18 protein-coding genes and 2 tRNA genes are annotated in these 20,407 nt (G+C 39.8%); 16 read left to right on the top strand and 4 right to left on the bottom strand.

Annotated elements, in window-relative coordinates:
- The first annotated feature begins 571 nt into the window (after window positions 1–571).
- Window positions 572–3,841, top strand: a complete 3,270-nt coding sequence (locus tag BMW53_RS10675) for a T9SS type A sorting domain-containing protein (protein ID WP_038556059.1) — start codon at window positions 572–574, stop codon at window positions 3,839–3,841.
- 92 nt (window positions 3,842–3,933) lie between these two features.
- Window positions 3,934–4,677: a nitroreductase family protein gene (locus BMW53_RS10680; RefSeq protein ID WP_038556056.1), complete on the top strand. Its 744-nt coding sequence runs from the start codon at window positions 3,934–3,936 to the stop codon at window positions 4,675–4,677.
- On the opposite strand, the gene BMW53_RS10685 is transcribed toward BMW53_RS10680, so the two are convergent.
- Genes BMW53_RS10685 through BMW53_RS10695 form a run of 3 tightly spaced genes read right to left on the bottom strand, consistent with a single transcriptional unit; the run spans window position 4,674 to window position 7,155 of the window.
- Window positions 4,674–5,393: a LytR/AlgR family response regulator transcription factor gene (locus tag BMW53_RS10685; protein WP_038556052.1), complete on the bottom strand. Its 720-nt coding sequence runs from the start codon at window positions 5,391–5,393 to the stop codon at window positions 4,674–4,676. The genes BMW53_RS10680 and BMW53_RS10685 overlap by 4 nt on opposite strands.
- Window positions 5,383–6,444: a sensor histidine kinase gene (locus tag BMW53_RS10690; protein ID WP_074780637.1), complete on the bottom strand. Its 1,062-nt coding sequence runs from the start codon at window positions 6,442–6,444 to the stop codon at window positions 5,383–5,385. The genes BMW53_RS10685 and BMW53_RS10690 overlap by 11 nt, the downstream gene beginning before the upstream one ends.
- Complete coding sequence (locus BMW53_RS10695; protein WP_038556047.1) at window positions 6,445–7,155, bottom strand: glycosyltransferase; 711 nt, start codon at window positions 7,153–7,155, stop codon at window positions 6,445–6,447.
- A gap of 246 nt (window positions 7,156–7,401) precedes the next feature.
- Between BMW53_RS10695 and BMW53_RS10700 the strand changes: the two genes are divergently transcribed.
- From BMW53_RS10700 to porT, 3 genes are read left to right on the top strand one after another with little or no spacing between them, the layout of a single operon-like run.
- Window positions 7,402–8,442 (top strand): AIR synthase-related protein, encoded by a 1,041-nt coding sequence (locus BMW53_RS10700; protein ID WP_038556044.1) that lies wholly within the window; start codon window positions 7,402–7,404, stop codon window positions 8,440–8,442.
- On the top strand, window positions 8,442–9,173 hold the full coding sequence (gene ubiE, locus BMW53_RS10705; protein ID WP_038556040.1) for a bifunctional demethylmenaquinone methyltransferase/2-methoxy-6-polyprenyl-1,4-benzoquinol methylase UbiE: 732 nt from the start codon (window positions 8,442–8,444) through the stop codon (window positions 9,171–9,173). Before BMW53_RS10700 ends, ubiE begins: the two co-directional genes overlap by 1 nt.
- A 59-nt stretch (window positions 9,174–9,232) precedes the next feature.
- The gene (gene porT / locus BMW53_RS10710; protein WP_051567601.1) at window positions 9,233–9,985 is read left to right on the top strand and encodes a type IX secretion/gliding motility protein PorT/SprT; all 753 of its coding nucleotides are present in this window, start codon (window positions 9,233–9,235) and stop codon (window positions 9,983–9,985) included.
- Here porT and BMW53_RS10715 read toward each other — a convergent pair.
- Entirely contained in the window at window positions 9,973–10,764 is a 792-nt protein-coding gene (locus BMW53_RS10715) for an RNA methyltransferase (RefSeq protein WP_051567600.1), read from the bottom strand. The genes porT and BMW53_RS10715 overlap by 13 nt on opposite strands.
- Before the next feature lie 72 nt (window positions 10,765–10,836).
- Here BMW53_RS10715 and tamL point away from each other — a divergent pair, with 72 nt between their 5' ends.
- From tamL to nusG, 11 genes are all read left to right on the top strand, one after another.
- Window positions 10,837–13,185: a translocation and assembly module lipoprotein TamL gene (gene tamL, locus BMW53_RS10720; protein ID WP_051567599.1), complete on the top strand. Its 2,349-nt coding sequence runs from the start codon at window positions 10,837–10,839 to the stop codon at window positions 13,183–13,185.
- Window positions 13,186–13,677: 492 nt separating this feature from the next.
- Entirely contained in the window at window positions 13,678–15,054 is a 1,377-nt protein-coding gene (locus BMW53_RS10725; protein WP_038556037.1) for a sodium-dependent transporter, read from the top strand.
- A gap of 104 nt (window positions 15,055–15,158) precedes the next feature.
- A complete protein-coding gene (locus tag BMW53_RS10730; protein ID WP_038556034.1) occupies window positions 15,159–16,262 on the top strand; it encodes a helix-hairpin-helix domain-containing protein in 1,104 nt (367 codons plus the stop codon).
- A gap of 116 nt (window positions 16,263–16,378) precedes the next feature.
- Window positions 16,379–16,570 (top strand): 30S ribosomal protein S21, encoded by a 192-nt coding sequence (gene rpsU / locus BMW53_RS10735; RefSeq protein ID WP_038556031.1) that lies wholly within the window; start codon window positions 16,379–16,381, stop codon window positions 16,568–16,570.
- A gap of 42 nt (window positions 16,571–16,612) precedes the next feature.
- Window positions 16,613–17,509, top strand: a complete 897-nt coding sequence (locus BMW53_RS10740; RefSeq protein WP_038556028.1) for a tyrosine-type recombinase/integrase — start codon at window positions 16,613–16,615, stop codon at window positions 17,507–17,509.
- 2 nt (window positions 17,510–17,511) lie between these two features.
- Entirely contained in the window at window positions 17,512–17,814 is a 303-nt protein-coding gene (gene hpf / locus BMW53_RS10745; RefSeq protein ID WP_038556025.1) for a ribosome hibernation-promoting factor, HPF/YfiA family, read from the top strand.
- A gap of 260 nt (window positions 17,815–18,074) precedes the next feature.
- A tRNA-Gly gene (locus BMW53_RS10750) sits at window positions 18,075–18,147 on the top strand.
- A 65-nt stretch (window positions 18,148–18,212) separates the two neighbouring features.
- A tRNA-Thr gene (locus tag BMW53_RS10755) sits at window positions 18,213–18,284 on the top strand.
- A gap of 39 nt (window positions 18,285–18,323) precedes the next feature.
- Window positions 18,324–19,508 (top strand): elongation factor Tu, encoded by a 1,185-nt coding sequence (gene tuf / locus BMW53_RS10760; protein WP_038556022.1) that lies wholly within the window; start codon window positions 18,324–18,326, stop codon window positions 19,506–19,508.
- 135 nt (window positions 19,509–19,643) lie between these two features.
- On the top strand, window positions 19,644–19,835 hold the full coding sequence (gene secE, locus BMW53_RS10765; protein WP_038556018.1) for a preprotein translocase subunit SecE: 192 nt from the start codon (window positions 19,644–19,646) through the stop codon (window positions 19,833–19,835).
- Window positions 19,836–19,854: 19 nt separating this feature from the next.
- Window positions 19,855–20,403: a transcription termination/antitermination protein NusG gene (gene nusG / locus BMW53_RS10770; protein WP_038556015.1), complete on the top strand. Its 549-nt coding sequence runs from the start codon at window positions 19,855–19,857 to the stop codon at window positions 20,401–20,403.
- Window positions 20,404–20,407 lie beyond the last annotated feature (4 nt).

The following is a 20,407-nucleotide window of genomic DNA, read 5'->3' on the forward strand; positions in this document are numbered from 1 at the left end:
GAATCGGAAGATGCTGTAATTCCGGTTTGCTGGAATTGTTGATAACTGTAGGCCGGGCATTTGCATGTTTTACATGCGCCAAGAAATAGCATAAGAATGAAAAACAGTGCTCCGGTGAAAAATACTTTCTTTAAATTCTTCATTTTTACAGGCGAAGTGCTTTTTTTTACAATGTAATGCATTGAGGAATAGTTGGTTTTTTTATATTTATGGTCGATTCTTTGCATGGCGAAAACTGGTCTCATTATAAATAAGCGAAATAATAGGTTCTTTAGTATATGAATTTAAAAAAAATTACGCTGTAGATAAAGTTAAATGCAGAAGTTGAACGGCATTTAAATCCAAAAGTTTACAGGATATTAACTCTTAAGTCCTGAATTTGGTTTTGTCGTGTTGAAAACATAGTACCGGAGAATGTCCTTATTGCAAGTTATATTTTGTACATTGACGGAGATTTAAGCACATTGCAAACATGTGCAGCGCCAATGAAGGCAAGCTCGAAAGCTGGAATAAAAAAAATTAGAGATATTAGAATCGACCAATCATTTAAGTTCAATTTAAAAGAAGTTCTATGAGAAAAATGTTTACAAGGGTTTTTAGTTTGGTGTTGCTTTTCTGCATGTTGGGCTTTGTTACGGAGCTAAAGGCTCAGTGCGATGTTTCTATTGCACCTGCTGCAGCTGCAGTAACAGACATCGTTTGTGGAGGTAGTAGCACCGGGGAAATTACAGTATTTTCTGCCGAAGGAGGTACTGGGGAATACACTTATACTTTACAAGTTTGGGCAGAAGGAACCTGGGCAGATGTTACTCCTTACATTGGAGTGGCTGACACGGTATATTCAGGTCTTCCATACGGAACTTATAAAGTTATAGTTGCTGACACAGAAGGCTGTGGAGCAGAAACAGCAAATATTGAGGTAGCTGGTGCTACACCAGATGACGAAGTGGTTATTAGTAACCATAATTTTGAAGATATGTCGTGTAATGGGGCCAGTGATGGTTTGATTGAAATCTGGGCTGCAGGAGGAAGCGGAGAATATGAATTCAGAATTAATAATAATAGCTGGAGAGACTTCCCTGATGGTTCCAGTTATAAAGATATTGTTGTTACCGAGCCGGGAGAATATGAAGTTCAGGTTCGCGATGCATTGGCTCCCGATTGTACAACCGAGAGTGTAACTTTCATTATTAGTGAGCCGGCCCCTGTAGTGGTAACAACCGCAGTTGAAAATGTTAATAGTGTATGTAATCCGGATGGAGCATTTACTGTAACGATTTCAGGAGGTCATTTGGGAGAATATCCGGTCGATTACAATGTTTACGTAAACGACGAGTTATGGAGTACAAGCATAAGCGGACCTTCTGTTACCTATTCTGATTTGCCCGCCGGTACTTATGATGTAAAAGTCTTTGAAAACTGGGGAGTGGACATTTCCTGCGAAGGAAGCGCAACGGTAGAGATAACTGATCCCGGAGCAATTACCGGTACGGTTGAAGTTACTAAAAACGTATTGTGTAATGGTGGTGCAAATGGCGAGATTACGATAAGTGAAGTTGCCGGAGGTAGCGCTCCGTACCATCTGTACTTAACAGGTTCTGCCACATCAGATATGGCTTATGATGAAGCTGGTGTAAACGCTTTTACAGGTCTGGTAGCAGGTACTTACAGTATTCGGATTGAAGATGCAGTTGGTTGCGACTCTGTTATTAATGATGTTGTGGTAGTAGAACCAACAGCATTAAGTTTAGCAACTACTCATATACAAGATATACTATGTATTGAAGATGGTAAATTTTCGGTTCAGGTATCAGGCGGTGCAGGTGATTATAAATACTTTGCAGCCTTATCTCAACTACCCGATTATATCACCGTGCCGGATGCAGGTAGCACGGAATGGCAGACAGACAGTATATTTGCAGTTACTGAACCCGGAACATATATTGTTTGGGCAATGGATGCCAACGAATGTATGATTGGAGGAGAAGAAGATGATCTTGGAAATCCGGTTGAGGCCTGGACAGTTCAGGTTGAAAAGCCCGAGATTGAAGTTGTTGTTGATGCAAGTGAATCAGGCAATCCGGCTTGTAACGGCGACTTAACCGGAAGTATCAGTGTAAACGCTGATGATGTTACCATTTATAAGGATGGAGTTGTTGTTGAAAATCCTGTTTATACAGTGACTATTAACGAAGAGGAAACAAATGCACTTGAAAACCTTGGAGCTGGTACATATTATATTGTTGTTACAACAGAAAATGGATGTGTTGGACACGATACGGTTACATTTACTGAGCCTCAGGTTTTAGAAGCCCTTCTCGATAAAGCCGAAGGTGAATTTACATGCCCGGGAGATAACATTGGTTATATTGAAACAACAGTTAGCGGTGGCACTGAAGGAACAGGTTTTATGTACCAGCTTTGGCAGAATACAACACTTAAAACTGATTATCAGGCATCGAATTCATTTTTGGTAGCCATTGACAATGATTATGTTGTTGTTGTGAAAGATGCCAATGGATGTACCGATACTTCTAATGTAATCACTATTGACCCTGTACCTCCAATTGAATTTGAACTTACCGATGTAACGTGTTTTGATGATACAATGGCTTCAGTTTTAGTTGAAGTGGCAGTTGAAGAGGGTAGAATGTATCAGGTGCTATGGCAAGAAATTGAAACAGAAGCTGGTGATTACACCGATACCTCAGCGTGGTTTAATGAGCCAATACTTTTAGACCAGAAGTTTGCCTTCAGTTCTGATGGTAATGATATTTCTTATCAATTTACGGTTATTGATGATAAAGGCTGTGAAGCCCTTAGCCAGACTGTGAAATTCGAAAATAATATCGCTGCTGCGCTTTCTTTAAATCTAACTCCGGGTGAAACAGGTGATTGTACAACCGAAGTTACTATTGCAGCCGAAGGTGGTGTTGCTCCTTATACTATTATGATTGACAGTGTGGTAACCACCGAAACAGCATTGTTATTAGGTGGTGGAACATACGAATTTACTGTAATCGATGCACACCAATGTGTATATACCGAAGAGCTTACAGTTGAGTATGGAATTTCTACCGACACAATTGTTGAAACCTATACCGGTGAGGCAATGCAATTTGTATATGATGAATTTATGCTCGATACCATGTTGTATGCCGGTGAGTATTCGTTTTATTACGATGTAGAAACAGCATGTACCGCAGAGTTGAATGTAACAGTAACCGAACGCGACAGGATGGTTCCTGTTCTTGACTCGGTAACTCCAAACGGAGTAACAATTGCAGACAATCACGCTGTTTACACCATTGTGTTCGAGGACGTAGTAACATTTAATGAAATGGTTGAAGGCTACTTAACAGTAACAGCAGTGGATTCAACAGAGGCTACTCTGGTAATCCCGATTACTGCTGATATGGTTAACGGTAACACTATCACTATCGATTATGACTACATGGAAATTGGAAGTCTTGAATTGAATACTACCTACACTGTAGCTGTTGATAGTGGCATTGTAATGGGAGACGGATTGGCCTGGGATGGAGTAACAGGAGACTGGTCGTTCACCACCGGTGACGATTGGGCAACAGATGTTGATGTTTTTGATTCAGAAGAATTAGACTTTAATATTTATCCGAACCCATTTAATGATTTCATTCGAATTGAAAATGTTGAAAAACTTGATCGTGTGATTATTTCTAACATCGCTGGTCAGCGTGTGCTTGATCTTGAATATCCGGGTTATGAAATACCTACGGGAAATCTTAACGCCGGTGTTTACATAATTACATTGACCGACGATGGCGAAATTGTTAAGTCAGTTCGATTAATTAAAAGATAATACCAAATTGATGGATAAAAAAGGGAGGCTTTTAGCTTCCCTTTTTTATTTTCAATACTTTTGTGATCTCGTAATTCAAAAAAACAGGCGATATGGAGTTATTAAATAAGCACGTTTCCATCAGGAAATTTTCAGAAAAAGTAATTGATTCTGATTTATTGAAAAGTATCATTTACTCGGGTACAAGAGCCTCTACAACAGGTAATATGCAGTTGTACAGTATAATTATAACCAGGGATGCTGAAAGGAAGGAAAAGCTGCTGCCATTACATTTTAACCAGCCTGTTGCCAAAAATGCGCCAATACTCCTCACTTTTGTGGCCGATTTTAATCGCTTTTCGAAATGGTGCCTTTATAACGAAGCACAGCCGGGATACAACAATTTAATCTCTTTTACCAATGCGGTAATCGATACTTCGCTGGCCGCACAAAATGTGTGTATAGCTGCCGAAAATAATGGTCTGGGAATTTGTTACCTGGGAACAACGGCCTATAATGCAAAAGAGCATATTGAAATACTTGGTTTACCAAAACTTACATTTCCGGTAACAACTGTTGCTATCGGTTACCCTGAAGAGACTCCGGGATTGACAGATCGGATTCCTGTAGAAGGGATTATGCACGATGAACTGTATCAGGACTATGATCGGGATAGGATCAACGAATTATATGCTTTTAAAGAAAGTCTGGAGTCGTCAAAAGTTTTTGTAGCCGAAAACGGAAAGCAAACATTAGCGCAAGTGTTCACTGATGTGCGATACAAAAAAGCGGATAATGAATTCTTTTCAGCAAAGATGTTGGAGACAATAAAAGCCCAGGGGTTTTGGGCTGATTAATCGGCAGTAAACTTGTTGATATAGGCAAAGAAGTCCTGCCGGTAACTGTTGCCAATAGGAAGTTTCTCGCCGTTAATAGAAACCAGGTTGCCTTCAAGCGTTTCAATTTTATCTACCGAAACAATAAATGATTTATGTGTACGATAAAATTGGTCTTGTGGCAGCAGTGCATGAATTTTCTTCATCGACAGGTTGGTAACAAACTTGTTATCGCTTAGGTGTATTTTAATGTAGTCGCCTAAACCTTCGATGTAAAGTATATCCGTGAATTTTATTTTTACCGATTTTTTGTTCGATTTAATAAACAGAAAGTCCGATACTTTCTCATTTTTAGATGAATTTTCGGCTTTGTTTTTCAGCCAATACATCTCCTCGGCTTTTACAAAAGCTTTATAAAAACGCTCAAAAGAGAAAGGCTTTTTTAAATAATCCAACGCATTAAGTTCGTAGCCTTCAAGGGCATATTCCGAATAGGCTGTTGTAAAAATTACCAATACGTTTTTATTCAGATTTTTAAGAAATGAAATGCCCGAAAGTTTTGGCATATTAATGTCGAGGAAAAGAAGATCAACCTCATTTTTAAGTAAAAACTCCTGTGCACAAATGGCATCGTTGCATGCCCCAACAATGTCGAGCGAAGGAATTTTTAGCGCATATTGTTTGATCACGTTCTGGGCCAGGGGCTCGTCGTCGATTATTAGTGCTTTAATTGCCATGGTCTTTAAGTTTTAGTCTTAAATGAACAGAATAAGTCGATTCTTCTTGTTTTATATCGAGCTGATAGTCGTTGGCGTGGTACAGGTGTTTTAGGCGTTGTTTAACGTTTGCAATTCCAATGCCGGAATTTTTTGAGTCAAAATTCTCCGGCTCCGCAAAATTGTTTTCAAGATTAAAATTTAGCCAGTCGTCGTTTATGCTGAACGAAATGTTTATATAATCATTTTCGGTGCCGGGCAGACCGTGTTTAAAGGCATTATCAATAAAAGGTTCGAATAGCAATGGAGCAATGTACGATGAGCTTGTAATTTGTGGTTTTTCGTAATTGATTAGGGTATTTTCGGTTACTCTTATTCGCTGAAGTGCAATAAAATTATCGACAAACTCTATTTCTTTCCTTAAACTTATAAAGTTATCCTTCGATTCGTAAATAATGTGGCGCATGAGGTCGGACAGGCGCAAAATTAAGTCCGGAACCTTTTCGGAGTTTATAAGCGATAAAGAGTAAATGTTATTAAGCGAATTGAAAAGAAAGTGCGGATTTAGCTGTCCCTTCAGCGATTTTAGTTCGGCTTCGAGTTTTCCTTTTTCCGTTTTGGCCAGTTTGTAGTTCAAATCCTGTAGCGATAACCAATCTTTAAACAGCTTTAAAAATGTGGTTATCCCGATATAAAAAAGCGTGGCAAAGAAAAAGGCCGAATGGGTTTCGGTGCTTAACGATTGCAGTTGCTCCGATACTTCGAGGAATTGCCGTAATGGAAAAACAATGAGGAACTGAACCAGTAAACTGCTGAACGAAAGCAGAACCACCAGCCAGAAAATATAATAAATGTATTGTTTCCGAATAAGGAACCGCGGGATAAGAATATTCAGGTTAAGGTAAACGGCCACCGAAAAACCGGCGTTTATAACTACTGATTTTGCAATGGAGGTTAAATTAAACTCGCGGCTGTAAATGAAAAACAGAAAACACAAAAAAACAACGCTGGTCATCCAAAACAGGATGTGCCCAAAAATTTTGTTACGTTTATTTAGCAGGTGTTTTCGCATTTAAATTCTGTCGCGCTTTAAAAATATCTTTTTTAAATAATAAAGCACCGGGTTTTTATATTTCAGGTTTTTCCATGGGCGGCTTGAGTGAGGTAAGTGCAAAACTCTTACCCCTTTTGCCAGGTAGTTTGTAAAACCAATTTTTTTCGACTGGCGGCTAATAAATACGTCAAACCAATCCTTGTCTTGTGCTAATTCTTTAAAATCAAATTTTTTAAGAAAAGGAACCGAAATAAGTGTACAGCAAAAACTTAAGCTGTGCGAAGTGTCAACAACAGCATCGCTTTTTGTTTTCTCGAAATTATACGGAAAATTATAGTCCCCGTTTACATCAACAGTTATGGCGCCAACCAAACCCGGGTTTTGCTCCGTTTTCATTATATCGAGTAAGGCCTGAATGGTATCCTTTTTAACCACAACGTCCGATTCAATAATAATTAAAGGAACTTGTGCATCAAGTGCAAGTTGTTGTGCTTTCTGTAAAACAATTTTGTAATTAGGCGACGGTGTATCGGTAATATCTTCAAGGTGAATTACTGAAAATCCAAGCTCTTTAGCTGCCGAATCAAGATACTGTTTTGTTTCGGGTTGACTAAAATCGTTAAATACATAATACGAAAAATCGCCACCGGCTTCCATTATTGCTTTAATTGTTCGTTGAGTGGTGTGCAACGAATCTTTAACCGGAGTAATTACTATTGCTTCTGACATTGTTTTTGAAATTGAACTGCAAAGTTAATTAAATTATTGTCCTTTATGTAACAGAACATTGCTTTTGAAAAGCAGCAGTAATACGAAAGTGTTTCACCACGCTCAATATTATTTAAACTTATGTATCAAAAATTCTATACCCGTTGTATCTCAACGGCACCAAGCGGTAAAAAATGTTTTAAAATCTATGGTAGAATCGGCTACTTAATTACCTTTGCTTAAGGTTAACAAGAAAAGAAATGCTGTATGAGTAATGCTGTTCAGACTGAAAAAGAGTTCTCGATCGATATGATTCCTGAACCGGAGAACCTGGAGGAGATCGTGTATTCCTTAATGGTTAATCCCAACTTATCAACCATTAACTATTTTAATGATTTTAGCGATCAGGGTATTTCGCCCGAGTCGATTGGTGAAAGCGAAACCGACGAAATTGGTATTTTTGAGTTGGATGGTAATGGAACCCGAATGGCTATGAGCACGCACGCTTTTCATCACCATCTGGAAAGCGATCCTCAGAAAGCAACAGAAATTTTAATCTCGCGGGCAACTCGTAAAATGTTGTGTTATGGCGCTCAGCCTTTTGCTGTAAGTGCCTTTTTGTATCACATCGATTTTGCCGATCCGAATGGTCAGTTTATAGCGTCAGGTGCCAAAAAGGGCCTGGAAAACGCTGCCGCAAAGTTTGGTCTTAAAATTTCCGACCGGAAAATTCGCTTCGATCATTTCTCAGAACACGGTCCGGTGCCGCCAACTATTATTATCAGTATTATGGCTCAGGTGCCCGAAGGCAATAATTTAATAACCCATAGCTTTAAAAGTAAGGGAAACCACATATTTGTTATCGGTAGGTCGCTTGATGACATTAGCTCATCGGAATATCTTGAATTTTACCACGGTGTTTCTGAGTCGCCTCTGCCGGCATTCAATATCGAGAATGAAATTGCCGTTCAGAAAGCAATAAAAACCTTAATGGATAAAAAGTTAATAGAAAGCGCCAGCCCGGTTGGTAAAGGCGGACTTTTCTTTACCTTGTTGCGTGCTGCCATCCCAAACGAATTGGGCTTTGATATCACAACAGATGCAGAAACCAGAAACGATGCATTTCTTTTTGGCGAGTCGATGGGGCGTTTAATTGTTGGTGTTAATCCCGACAAAGAGGACGAGTTCGTTGATGCCATGTCGGAAATAAACGTGCCTTTCTTTACGCTGGGGCATGTTACCAAAGGAGAGATAAGAATCGACGATCAGTCGCTGGGTTACATCGATAAAATGACAGTTGGATCTTAATGGCAGCTCTTCCTTATAAACAATCAAAACAATCCAAGAAAGGTCAGGTAGAGGAGATGTTTGATAATATCTCTCACCGTTATGATTTCCTGAACCACGTATTATCATTGAATATTGATAAAATATGGCGCAGAAAAACCATTAAAAAACTGAGACCTTATCAGCCCGCATCGATTCTGGATATTGCAACAGGTACCGGCGATTTTGCTGTTGCTGCGTTAAAATTGGGCAATGTAAAAGTTACCGGTATCGACATTTCGGAAGGAATGCTGAATGTTGGACGGGAAAAAATAAAGGCAAAAAAGCTGGAAGACAAAATCCGGTTTCAAAAAGCCGATTCCGAAAACCTGCCGTTCGACGATGGAGCTTTTGATGCCGCCATTGTGGGGTTTGGCGTTCGTAATTTCGAGAACCTTGAAAAAGGCCTTTCCGAAATAAAACGTGTGTTAAAACCCGGAGGCGTATTTTTTGTTCTCGAATTCTCGAAACCTGTGAGTTTCCCTTTCAGGCAGATTTACATGTTCTATTTCATGCGCATTTTGCCCTTCATTGGCCGGATGGTATCGAAAGACAGCAGGGCATATACCTATTTGCCCGAATCGGTAAATGAATTCCCCGATGGCGAAAGATTTTTATCTATTTTAGCCGATGTTGGTTTTGTTCAGAATGAATGTTATCGACAAACTTTTGGGATCGCATCAATTTATAAGGCGCATAAACCCAACAATTAAAACAGGGCGAACAATAAATTATTTGTTTTTTTGTTTTTCATAAAAGCAATAGTAACAAGGTGAAAAAAGTTTTAATCTCAATCATATTCCTTATTGCAGGTTGTAGTGTTTTTGCCCAAAAGCAAAAAATTAACTACCTGACAACTTTTGATGATAAGCTTTTTCATTTTGGTTTTACCATTGGGATGAACACACTCGATTTTAATGTGGTGAATTACAATCCTATCGGGGAAAATGAGGATTTGGTGCTCTATCCGGGAGATGGAATAGTTTGGGACAGTAGAATCCGTTCGGATGTGGCAACCTTAGTTCCCGGCTTTACCGTTGGTATTGTATCAAGCCTGAGGCTTTCAAAAGATTTTAACCTGCGTTTTCTGCCGGGCTTATCGTTTGGCGAGCGGCAGTTAACATTTAATGTGCCGGTAAAAGATATTAATTCCTACGAAGAAGATCTTTCTTTCTACGCCATTCGTTCCACCTTTCTCGATTTTCCTTTGCTGTTAAAATACAAGGCCCGGCGCATTAACAACGACCGGCCTTATGTGATTTTTGGAGGAGCGTATCGGCACGATATTTCGCGAACTGCACAGGAAGACTTGATTAAGCTGAAGAACGGTGGTTTTTATGCTGAGGTTGGTGGTGGCTGGGACCACTATTTTGCGTTTTTCAGGTTTTCGGTGGAAGCCAAATTTAGTTTGGGATTGAACGATCAATTGGGCGATCTTCCGGCACCAACACAGCGTTTATATTATGCCCAGTCGATAAAAAATCTGCGATCGAAGATTTTCACCTTATCCTTTCATTTTGAATAAGCCCGTTTAAATTCGGAGCAAAGTATTGCAGTAGCAACCGAAACATTCAACGATTCCGCTTTTATTTCATTTTCTGAGAAATTGGGAATACTCAATTTGTTCGTTATTTGTTTTTCAACGGCAGGTCTTATTCCCTTTCCTTCGTTGCCCATAACAAGAATGGCTTGTTGTGGCAGTTGCGTTTGGTAAATATTGTCGCCATTCATAAATGCACCAAACACTGGTGCTTCTGCTTTTTCCGCTAATCCGGCCAGAGCTTCAAAATCGCACTCGTGCAGTTGAATGCGGTGGAAAGATCCCATACTTGCCTGAATTACTTTCGGGTTGTACAAATCAACCGAATCGGGCGAACAAAAAACATGTTGAATGCCGTACCAATCGCAAATTCGAACAATGGTGCCCATGTTACCGGGGTCTTGAATTCCATCGAGAAAAATGGAAAGGCCTTCGGGCAGGGAATCCGGGAATTTCGATTTTTCAGGAATTTCACAAACAGCCAAACCGTTTTGCGGATGTTGCAACAGGCTTGCCTTTTTCAGTTCTTTCGCATCGGTTTCAATAATCCGTTCGGCATCTGTTTGCGCAATTGGGAACCGGTTTAAGAATTGATCGGTAACGATTAATAGCTTAATTTTCAAATCTGAATCCAGCGCTTCTTTTACCATTTTATCGCCTTCAATAAGAAAGCAGTTTTCTTTTGTACGGTATTTTTTTAGCGCCAGCGAATTAACAAGTTTTGTTGTACTTTTACCAATCATATATTTTTGAACTAAATTCATATAATATTTGAGGTAAAGTTACTGTTTCTAAAAAAACACTTGGTTATTTTTGATCAATAAAAGTTGTAAGATTTGGCAGAGAAGTATTACAGGCAAAAAATTGGAAGCTACAAGTGGATATTTGTTTTATCGGCAATGCTGCTTGCATCGTGTTCGCAAACTCGTTTTGTTCCCGAGCAAGAGTATTTGTTACAAAAAGTTGAGCTCGAAATCGATAACCAGGAGGTAAGCAGGGAAGAAGCAAAATCTGTTTTACGGCAAAAAGAAAATTACAAAATACTGGGGTTTATTAAATTCTATTTGTTGCTGTATAATATGTCGTCGAAAAAAAAGACCGACGACTGGCTAAAACGAATTGGAGAGGCACCGCAGCTGTACGATAAGGCAATGGTCGACCGATCGGCTGAACAACTGGAAAGCTACATGGGGCAACGTGGCTATTATCAGGCAAAAGTTAACCAGGAGGTTCAGCTGAATGAAAAGAAGCGAAAGGCAAAGCTGAAATTCGCTGTAGCGGCTGGCGATCAGTATAGAATACGACGGGTAAATTACCACTTCGAAACAGCGGAGTTACAAAAGATATTTTATAATGATTCGGCAAAATACCAAATGAGTCCCGGCACCGCATTCGATATTTACGAATTGGAAAAACAACAGAAACGAATTGTTAGTTTATACCAAAACAACGGGTATTATTATTTTTCGAACAACCAGGTACGTTATCTTGCCGATTCAACATTGTACAACAAACAGGTAATTCTCGATCTTTTTATTGGCGAACCCCGATCGAGCCAGGTCGACAGCACAAAGTTGTTAAAACCGTATTACCTGAATAAGTTTTACTATTCGGTGATGCCCGGAAATACACCGGTTACATCAAACCGTAAACAAGATTATAATTTCTCCGACACGCTGATTTGGGATAACTCAGTACTTTATGCCAGCGAACAGGTTGCGTATCCGCCGGGGCTGTTTATCCGAACCAACCAAATGCAACGTGGTGATTTGTATAATATTGCAGAGGTTGAAAATACCTTTAATGCGCTGAACCGATTGCGTCAGTTTCGGTTTGTAGATATTCAGTTTGAAGAAACTTACCCGGAACAAGATACCAATTTGCTCGACTGTAATATTCGGTTGGCACCGCTGAATAAACAATCAACATCGTTTGATATTGAAGGAACCAACACCTCGGGCAATTTGGGTGTGGCCGGAAATATTTATTACCAGCACCGAAACCTGTTTAAAGGTGCCGAGGTATTTCAGGTGCGGTTAAAAGGTGCCACCGAACGCCTTCACCGGTCGGTAGGCGATGGAACATCGGAAGCATTTAACACGCGCGAATTTGGTGTTGAAACAAGCTTAATGGTACCTAAACTTTTGGGGCCGGGTAAATACATAAAAAGTTTTGGAAAGTATTTGCCGAAAACCGTTTTTAACGCAGGGTATAACTACCAGCGCAGGCCTGAGTACACCCGAAACATAACCAACTTTAAGATTGGTTACGACTGGAAAACATCGCAAAACTACCAGCATCTCTGGAACTTTCTCGATGTGAACGTAGTGCGTTTGTATGAGTTCGATCCTAAGTTTGTTAACTCCATTCAGGATTTATACATTAAAAGTAGTTTTACCGACCACCTTATATTTGCTATGAACTACTCGTTGATTTTTAATAACCAACGGCTTTCATCAAATAAAAATTATACTTACGTCAGGCTGAACTTTGAGTCGTCGGGCAACCTGCTTTGGGCAATATCGGAACTGGCAGAGCGCGATCTGACCTTTGAGCAAGACTCTGCTACCCAGGAGACTACTGAATATTACAAAATGTTTAATATTCGTTTTGCCCAATACATTAAAGCCGACCTGGAGCTGAGAAAAGCATTCCAGCTTGACCGGTATAATTATGTTGTGGGGCGCTTGTTCGGCGGAGTTGGGCTGCCTTACGGAAACTCCCCTTTTTTGCCTTTCGAAAAACAATATTTTTCGGGTGGTGCAAACGGCATCCGGGCGTGGCAGGTTCGATCGCTGGGGCCGGGGAGCTACACGCCGGAAGATGAGAATGCCTACCCCAATCAATCGTCGGATATTAAACTGGAGGCCAATATCGAATACCGTTTTCGTTTGTTAGGTTCGCTCGAAGGGGCATTGTTTGTAGATGCCGGAAACATTTGGGCCATTAACAGTAATGATAACCGCGAGGGGGCCGTATTTAAAGTGGATAAGTTTTACAAGCAATTTGCAGTGGGCACCGGAACCGGTTTTCGCTTCGATTTATCGTATTTTATTCTCCGTACCGATATTGGGATGAAACTTCGCGATCCCGCTGCAGCAAAGGGAGAACGATGGATTATTGGTAACCGGGGCTATAAAGGCAGCGACTTCACTTTTTCGTTTGCCATTGGGTATCCGTTTTAAGCTGCTTAACCTGGGCTCGATTCTTAAATCACATTTCAATATCGTTTTTTTTTACTTGGCCAACAGTTACAGCAGGTCCTTTTTCTTCATTAAATCCTGATCTGTAAAAAAAGAAATAGTGACCAAATGGTATAAAATATGCATCCTGCGTTGCAAAAACATCGTCCTGCACATGTAGGACGAGACAAGTGTAGTGTGGGGCGAGGTTTTGCCGGCGTAGGACGCATACTTTTCAGTGTAGGAAGCACTTTTACCGGTGTAGGACGCATGCTTTCCGTTGTAGGAGCGCTTTTCTCCGGTGTAGGGCGGCTGTTTTTTGTAGAAGGATGACCTATGGGAACCGAATTTTAATTCTTGATGGTGAATCACTGGCCAAACACGAATGTTTTTGATAAGGTTTGTTTGTTAAAAATTATTTTTTTGCATTTTTGGGGCTCAATCTGTTAAAGAATGTAAGTTTAAAGCTTCAAAAATCATTAAAACGTTTTTATTATGTCGGGTATTCCTTCAGGATCGCGTGATTCATTTACTTCAAAATTTGGAATAATTGCAGCAGCAGCCGGTTCGGCTGTTGGTTTAGGAAATATATGGCGGTTTCCGTTGGTAACTACTCAAAATGGAGGTGGAGCATTTTTGTTGCTTTATATTGGCTTTATTCTTCTTATTGGTATCCCGGTTATGCTTTCCGAATTTACGATAGGACGACGAGCTCAGCTTAATGCATTTGGCTCGTTTAAAAAACTTGCCCCCGGAACGCCCTGGTATTTGGTTGGCTCGCTGGGTATTGTTACGGCTTTTGCAATTTTGGCGTTTTACAGCACGGTTGCCGGATGGACACTTGAATACCTGGTTCAGAGCATTTCCGGTAAATTGTTGCATACTCAGGATATGGAAAAGAATTTTGCCGATTTCAGTACCCATCCTTATCGGCCGCTGGTTTGGCAATTGGTTTTTATGCTGCTAACGGCAGTTGTGGTTTATGCCGGAATTCAGAAAGGAATTGAAAAGTACACAAAAATATTAATGCCCATATTACTTGTTCTAATCATATTTGTGGCAATCCGGGCAGTATCGCTGCCAGGTGCAGGCGAAGGGGTAAAATACCTTTTTGTTCCCGACTGGGGTGCAGTAAACTTTAAAACAGTACTGATGGCACTGGGGCAGGCCGCCTTCTCATTAAGTATTGGCATGGGTACGCTTATCACATATGGTTCTTACATACAAAAAGATAATAACCTGCTGAAAACTTCGGCACAGGTTGCTTTAGCCGATACCAGCATCGCAATCCTGTCGAGTTTAATGGTAATACCTGCCATTTTTGCCTTCTCTGTTGGGTATATTGATCAAATGTCGCCCGGGCCGGGATTGGTTTTCGAAGTATTGCCTAATGTTTTTAAGTCGATGTCTGGCGGAATTATATTTGCCATTATTTTCTTTTTTCTGTTGGCAGTTGCAGCATTAACATCAACTATTTCAGTGCTCGAAGTGGTTGTGGCTTATTTAAAAGAAGAACTGAATTTCTCACGTGGTAAAGCCACGCTAATTGGCTCGGTCTCTATTAGTGTTTTAGGTGTTTTTGCAACAATGTCTTTTGGTCCTCTCGCTGAATTTCAAATTTTTGGACAAACAATTTTCGGACTATTGAACTATGCCTCGGCCAATATAATGCTAACATTTGGGGCGCTACTGATTGTTATATTTGTTGGATGGCGAATGAGAAAAATTGCCTTTATGGAGGAGGTTAGCAACAACGGGGAATTGGTTTCGATTATGTTTAAAATCGTCTTCTTTATTATCCGTTACATTGCACCTGTAGCCATTGGTATTATTGCTGTGGCTGCGTTATTTATTAAGGGGATTACGGGGTAGTTAAACAAAAAGAAATACAGAAAGGTTTAACCTTGTTGCATACGGCATTGATTTAATGAACCTAAAAATGTAAATTAGCCTATTCATTAAATATCCCGGATGCGATGAGAAAAGCCTGGCTCAACATAAAAAATGGATTTCTTTCCTATTCCAGGGGCGACCGCGTTGGTATTATTACCTTATCAGTTTTGATTTTAATATTATTGGGGGCAAATGCTTACGTGAAAAGAATAACGCCTAAAGCTTATTACACCCCCGAGCAATTTGAAGAAATACAGGCAAAATGGGATGCAACGAGGCAGACCAATAAAAACAGCGGGTTATTAAGTCTGTTCAGTTTTAATCCGAATACCATCGACGAAAGTGCGCTCGATTCGTTGGATTTGCCTAAACGCATTAAGCGTAATATAATTAAGTACCGCGCAGCAGGCGGAAGTTTTAAATCGAACGACGATTTAAGAAAACTCTACGGAATGAGTGATTCTCTGTTTCAGCATATTGCTCCATTTATTGTTATACCCAAAGCCGCTGTAAAACCGCAAACAAAAAATATCTCCAGGTTAACGTTGGAAACACCTTCAGGTTTTTTTGATCCGAATACGGCAAGCGAAGAGGAATTGGAACACTTTGGGTTTAGTTCGTACCAGTCGAATAACATTGTGTCGTACCGAAATAGCGGCGGAACTTACCGGCAGCCCGAAGACCTGCTGAAGATTTATGGTCTTGATTCGGCCACTTATAAACGCATTTATCCTTACCTTAAAATTGATGTTCGCGCAGAGGCGGAAAAGGAAGTGCCGGAAGAACTGTTTACCGTTGAATTAAACAGTGCAGATACTACGGATCTGATTCAATTAAAAGGAATCGGTTCTGTTTATGCATCCCGTATTATAAAATATCGCGATTTACTTGGTGGCTTTTGTAATGTAAATCAGTTAATGGAGGTTTATGGCTTTTCGGAAGAACTGTTTGCCACAGTAAAACCTGCTGTTACTGTTGATACCACTGCCATAAAGCCAATTCGGATAAACTACGCTGAATTTTCAGAATTGATAAGACACCCCTATTTTGAGAAGTCGAACGTAAACGCAATACTAAATGAAAAGGATAAAAACGGACCCATAAAAAAGTTGGCCGACCTGGAGGCTCTTGAATTTGTTGACGCTGAGTTTATTGATAAAATAAGGCCTTATGTTACCTGTCGTTAAAAAAGTGAAAACTAATTTTCTCGATAGGAAATATTATTTTTTTGCTTTAAATTTGAAATACTATGAAATATTTCTAAATTTGCGCCTCAATTTAAAAAAATGTAAATCCGAAAGATATGATTATTATTCCGGTTAAAGAAGGCGAAAATATTGAAAGAGCTTTGAAAAGGTTCAAGAGAAAATTCGAGAAAACTGGCGTTATTAAAGAGTTACGTGATCGTCAGAAGTTCACCAAGCCTTCTGTAAGAAGAAGGGAAGAATTGAAAAAGGCAGCATACGTACAAGGTTTGCAGCAACAGGAGGACTAAAGTTTTCTTTGGTGGTTCCTGAATTATTAGTTTAGATGGCCAATGAGTTATCAGGAATCGTTTATCAATTTTTTGAAGTATGAGAAGAGATATTCTCCTCATACGGTGAAAGCATATGAAAAAGACCTCGATCGCTTTGTGGAATTCTGCACAAAAATGATCGGGGATTTTGTTGTTAAAGATGTTGATCTCAAACTACTGCGTTCTTGGGTAGTAGACTTAATGGAGCGCGATTATAATCCGAGTTCGGTAAGCAGAATGATGACGGCGGTAAAGTCGTTCTATAACTTTTTGCTTCGCGAGCAGGTTGTTGATATTAATCCGGCGATAAATGTTCCGCTTCCGAAAATAAGGAAGAAACTACCACATTTCGTTGAAGAGAATAGTCTGAACCATCTGTTGGATGATGATCTTTTTGATAATGGATTCAGAGGAAGGAGAGATAAACTGATCATTTCGTTATTTTACGGAACCGGTATTCGTTTGGCAGAATTAATTAACCTGAAAGAACGGGATTTTAACACTGCCGAATACCTTATAAAGGTGCTGGGGAAGCGGAATAAGGAAAGGATTATTCCATATCCGAGAGAAATTAACCAATTGTTTAACGATTACGTAGCTATAAGAAATGATGAAATCGTAAACAATAGTGGCTATTTATTTGTAACGGAAAATGGAAAGCAGATTTACGAGAAATTGGTTTACCGCGTTGTAAAGAGTAATTTAGCCAGGGTAACATCTCTTGAAAAGAAAAGTCCGCATGTTTTGAGGCATACGTACGCAACACATTTGTTGAATAATGGTGCCGATCTTAATGCAGTAAAAGAATTGCTGGGGCATGCAAATTTGGCAGCAACTCAGGTGTATACACATACCACATTCGAGAAGCTGCAACAGAGTTATAAACAAGCCCACCCCCGTGGTGGTAAAAACGATTAATTATGGAAGTAAAAATTAATTCAGTGCATTTTAACGCCGACCAGAAGTTGGTGGAATTCGTAAACAAAAAAGTAAATAAACTGGATACTTTTTTTGATGGTATATTAAAGGCTGAGGTAACCCTTAAGGTTGCAAAGCCCGAAGCAGCAAACAATAAAGTTTCTGAGTTAAAACTTTCCATTCCTTCTCAAGATTATTTGTTCGCAAAAAAGCAGGCAGATTCATTTGAAGAAGCGACAGATTTAGCCATCGATGCCATTAAGAAACAGCTTGTTAAGTACAAGGAGAAACTGAAGAGTAAATAATATTTAAAAATTAAAGCTTAAATTTTAGTTTTTTAAAATAATATATTTACATTTGCACACCCTTTTTAGGGGCGTTCTGAAGACAACTGGCGATGTAGTGTTTTGCAGGGAATTGAGGCTTTTGAAATGATTTTTTGATTTTTGCTTTGCAGAAAGAAAAATGAGAAAAACTCAAAAAAAAGCACACTACTAGAGAAAAATATTCGGTTGTTTGGAAAAAAGTTGTAATTTTGCACGGCATTTTTGCCAGTAGACTATAAGCGGGAATAGCTCAGTTGATAGAGCATTAGCCTTCCAAGCTAAGGGTCGCGGGTTTGAGTCCCGTTTCCCGCTCAGAACAGAGATTGGAATTTTGAACAAGCAGTTGTTCTGAATTCCCGTCTCTTTGTGTGTTTAAGGCCGGAGTAGCTCAGGGGTAGAGCGCATCCTTGGTAAGGATGAGGTCACGAGTTCAATTCTCGTCTTCGGCTCAGATGATTTAAAAGATAATAAATTAAAATTTTGCAATTATGGCTAAAGAACATTTTAACAGGGACAAGGACCATGTGAACATTGGTACTATCGGCCACGTTGACCATGGTAAAACTACCTTAACAGCTGCTATTACTACTGTTTTAGCAAAAAAAGGCTTTTGCGAAGTAAAAGCATTTGATCAGATTGATAACGCTCCTGAGGAAAAAGAAAGGGGTATTACAATTAACACAGCTCACGTTGAGTACGAAACAGCAACTCGTCACTACGCACACGTTGACTGTCCGGGTCACGCCGACTACGTAAAGAACATGGTAACTGGTGCTGCCCAGATGGACGGTGCTATTATCGTTGTTGCTGCTACTGATGGTCCTATGCCACAAACTCGCGAGCACATTCTTCTTGCACGTCAGGTAAACGTTCCTCGTTTGGTTGTATTCCTGAATAAAGTGGATATGGTTGACGATGAAGAATTGTTAGAATTAGTTGAAATGGAAGTTCGTGAACTTCTTGACTTCTACGAATTCGACGGCGATAACACTCCTGTTATTATGGGATCTGCTCTTGGTGGATTGAACGGAGAGCCAGAGTGGGAAGAAAAAATTCTTGAGTTGATGGAAGCTTGTGATACTTGGATTCCACTTCCTCCACGTGATGTTGAAAAACCATTCCTGATGCCTGTTGAGGACGTATTCTCTATTACAGGTCGTGGTACTGTAGCAACTGGTCGTATCGAAACTGGTATTATCCATACAGGTGACGAAATGCAGTTGATTGGTTTAGGTGCTGAAGGTCGTAAGACTGTTTGTACTGGTGTTGAGATGTTCCGTAAGATTTTGGACGAAGGTCAGGCTGGTGACAACGTAGGTTTGTTGTTGCGTGGTGTTGACAAGAAAGAAATCAAACGTGGACAGATTTTGGCAAAACCTGGTTCAATCACTCCTCACAACAAATTTAAAGCTGAGGTTTACGTATTGAAAAAAGAAGAAGGTGGTCGTCACACTCCATTCCATAACAAATACCGTCCTCAATTCTACTTGCGTACGCTTGACGTAACCGGCGAAATTCACCTGGAAGAAGGTCGCGAAATGGTTATGCCTGGTGATAACGTAACTATTGAAGTAGATTTGATTTACCCGGTAGCATTGAACGTGGGTCTTCGTTTCGCAATCCGCGAAGGTGGTCGTACAGTAGGTGCAGGTCAGGTAACTGAAATTCTTTAATATTAAGATATAAAAGAAATAGATTTAATCCCGGGTTACGGCCCGGGATTAATTTCGGTTGAAACTCAATACAAGGGAGTGGTTAATAAACAGTAAGTTCGAACCTTACCTTCCGAGCAAAATAAGTTATACTAAATGAAAATAAAAGTATATATACAAGAGGCCTATGATGAACTGGTACATAAAGTTACATGGCCAACTTGGAAAGAGCTACAAAGTAGCGCCTTGGTAGTAATGATTGCTTCCTTTATAATATCATTAGTTATATTCGTTATGGATCTGTCTTTCAGAAACATAATGGATTTTATTTATGGATTATTTTATTAATCAAAACCCTTAAGGCTTTATGAGCGAAAATAGTAAAAGATGGTATGTTCTACGTGCTATTGGTGGCAAAGAGAAGAAGGTTAAAGAATATATCGAGAACGAAATCGCGGTAGGAGACCTCAAAGGGTATGTAGATCAGGTTCTAATACCAACCGAAAAAGTTTATCAGATCCGAAATGGTAAAAAAATCAGTAAGGAGCGAAACTTTTTTCCGGGGTATGTTTTAATCGAAGCTGCTTTAGTGGGTGAAGTTACACACACACTAAGGAATTTTCCTAACGTAATCGGGTTTTTAGGCGACACCAAAGGTGGAGATCCGGTGCCGATGCGGCAAAGCGAGGTAAACAGGATTTTAGGTCGTGTGGATGAATTGGCAGAAACCGACGAAGAAATCAATATCCCATATGTGGTAGGAGAAACTGTAAAAGTAATCGACGGACCATTCAACGGCTTTAACGGAACCATTGAAGAAATCAATGAAGAGAAGAAGAAGCTGCAGGTGATGGTGAAGATTTTTGGACGTAAAACTCCTTTGGAACTTAGCTTTATGCAAGTTGAAAAGGAATAGTAAC

The organism is Draconibacterium orientale, from assembly GCF_900111425.1.
Classification (GTDB): domain Bacteria; phylum Bacteroidota; class Bacteroidia; order Bacteroidales; family Prolixibacteraceae; genus Draconibacterium; species Draconibacterium orientale.

Coding starts and splice junctions, on each gene's coding strand:
- BMW53_RS10675 (WP_038556059.1), top strand. CDS start 572: ATGAGAAAAATGTTTACAAGGGTTTTTAGTTTGGTGTTGCTTTTCTGC.
- BMW53_RS10680 (WP_038556056.1), top strand. CDS start 3,934: ATGGAGTTATTAAATAAGCACGTTTCCATCAGGAAATTTTCAGAAAAA.
- BMW53_RS10685 (WP_038556052.1), bottom strand. CDS start 5,393: ATGGCAATTAAAGCACTAATAATCGACGACGAGCCCCTGGCCCAGAAC.
- BMW53_RS10690 (WP_074780637.1), bottom strand. CDS start 6,444: ATGCGAAAACACCTGCTAAATAAACGTAACAAAATTTTTGGGCACATC.
- BMW53_RS10695 (WP_038556047.1), bottom strand. CDS start 7,155: ATGTCAGAAGCAATAGTAATTACTCCGGTTAAAGATTCGTTGCACACC.
- BMW53_RS10700 (WP_038556044.1), top strand. CDS start 7,402: ATGAGTAATGCTGTTCAGACTGAAAAAGAGTTCTCGATCGATATGATT.
- ubiE (WP_038556040.1), top strand. CDS start 8,442: ATGGCAGCTCTTCCTTATAAACAATCAAAACAATCCAAGAAAGGTCAG.
- BMW53_RS10715 (WP_051567600.1), bottom strand. CDS start 10,764: ATGAATTTAGTTCAAAAATATATGATTGGTAAAAGTACAACAAAACTT.
- BMW53_RS10725 (WP_038556037.1), top strand. CDS start 13,678: ATGTCGGGTATTCCTTCAGGATCGCGTGATTCATTTACTTCAAAATTT.
- BMW53_RS10730 (WP_038556034.1), top strand. CDS start 15,159: ATGAGAAAAGCCTGGCTCAACATAAAAAATGGATTTCTTTCCTATTCC.
- rpsU (WP_038556031.1), top strand. CDS start 16,379: ATGATTATTATTCCGGTTAAAGAAGGCGAAAATATTGAAAGAGCTTTG.
- BMW53_RS10740 (WP_038556028.1), top strand. CDS start 16,613: ATGAGTTATCAGGAATCGTTTATCAATTTTTTGAAGTATGAGAAGAGA.
- hpf (WP_038556025.1), top strand. CDS start 17,512: ATGGAAGTAAAAATTAATTCAGTGCATTTTAACGCCGACCAGAAGTTG.
- tuf (WP_038556022.1), top strand. CDS start 18,324: ATGGCTAAAGAACATTTTAACAGGGACAAGGACCATGTGAACATTGGT.
- secE (WP_038556018.1), top strand. CDS start 19,644: ATGAAAATAAAAGTATATATACAAGAGGCCTATGATGAACTGGTACAT.
- nusG (WP_038556015.1), top strand. CDS start 19,855: ATGAGCGAAAATAGTAAAAGATGGTATGTTCTACGTGCTATTGGTGGC.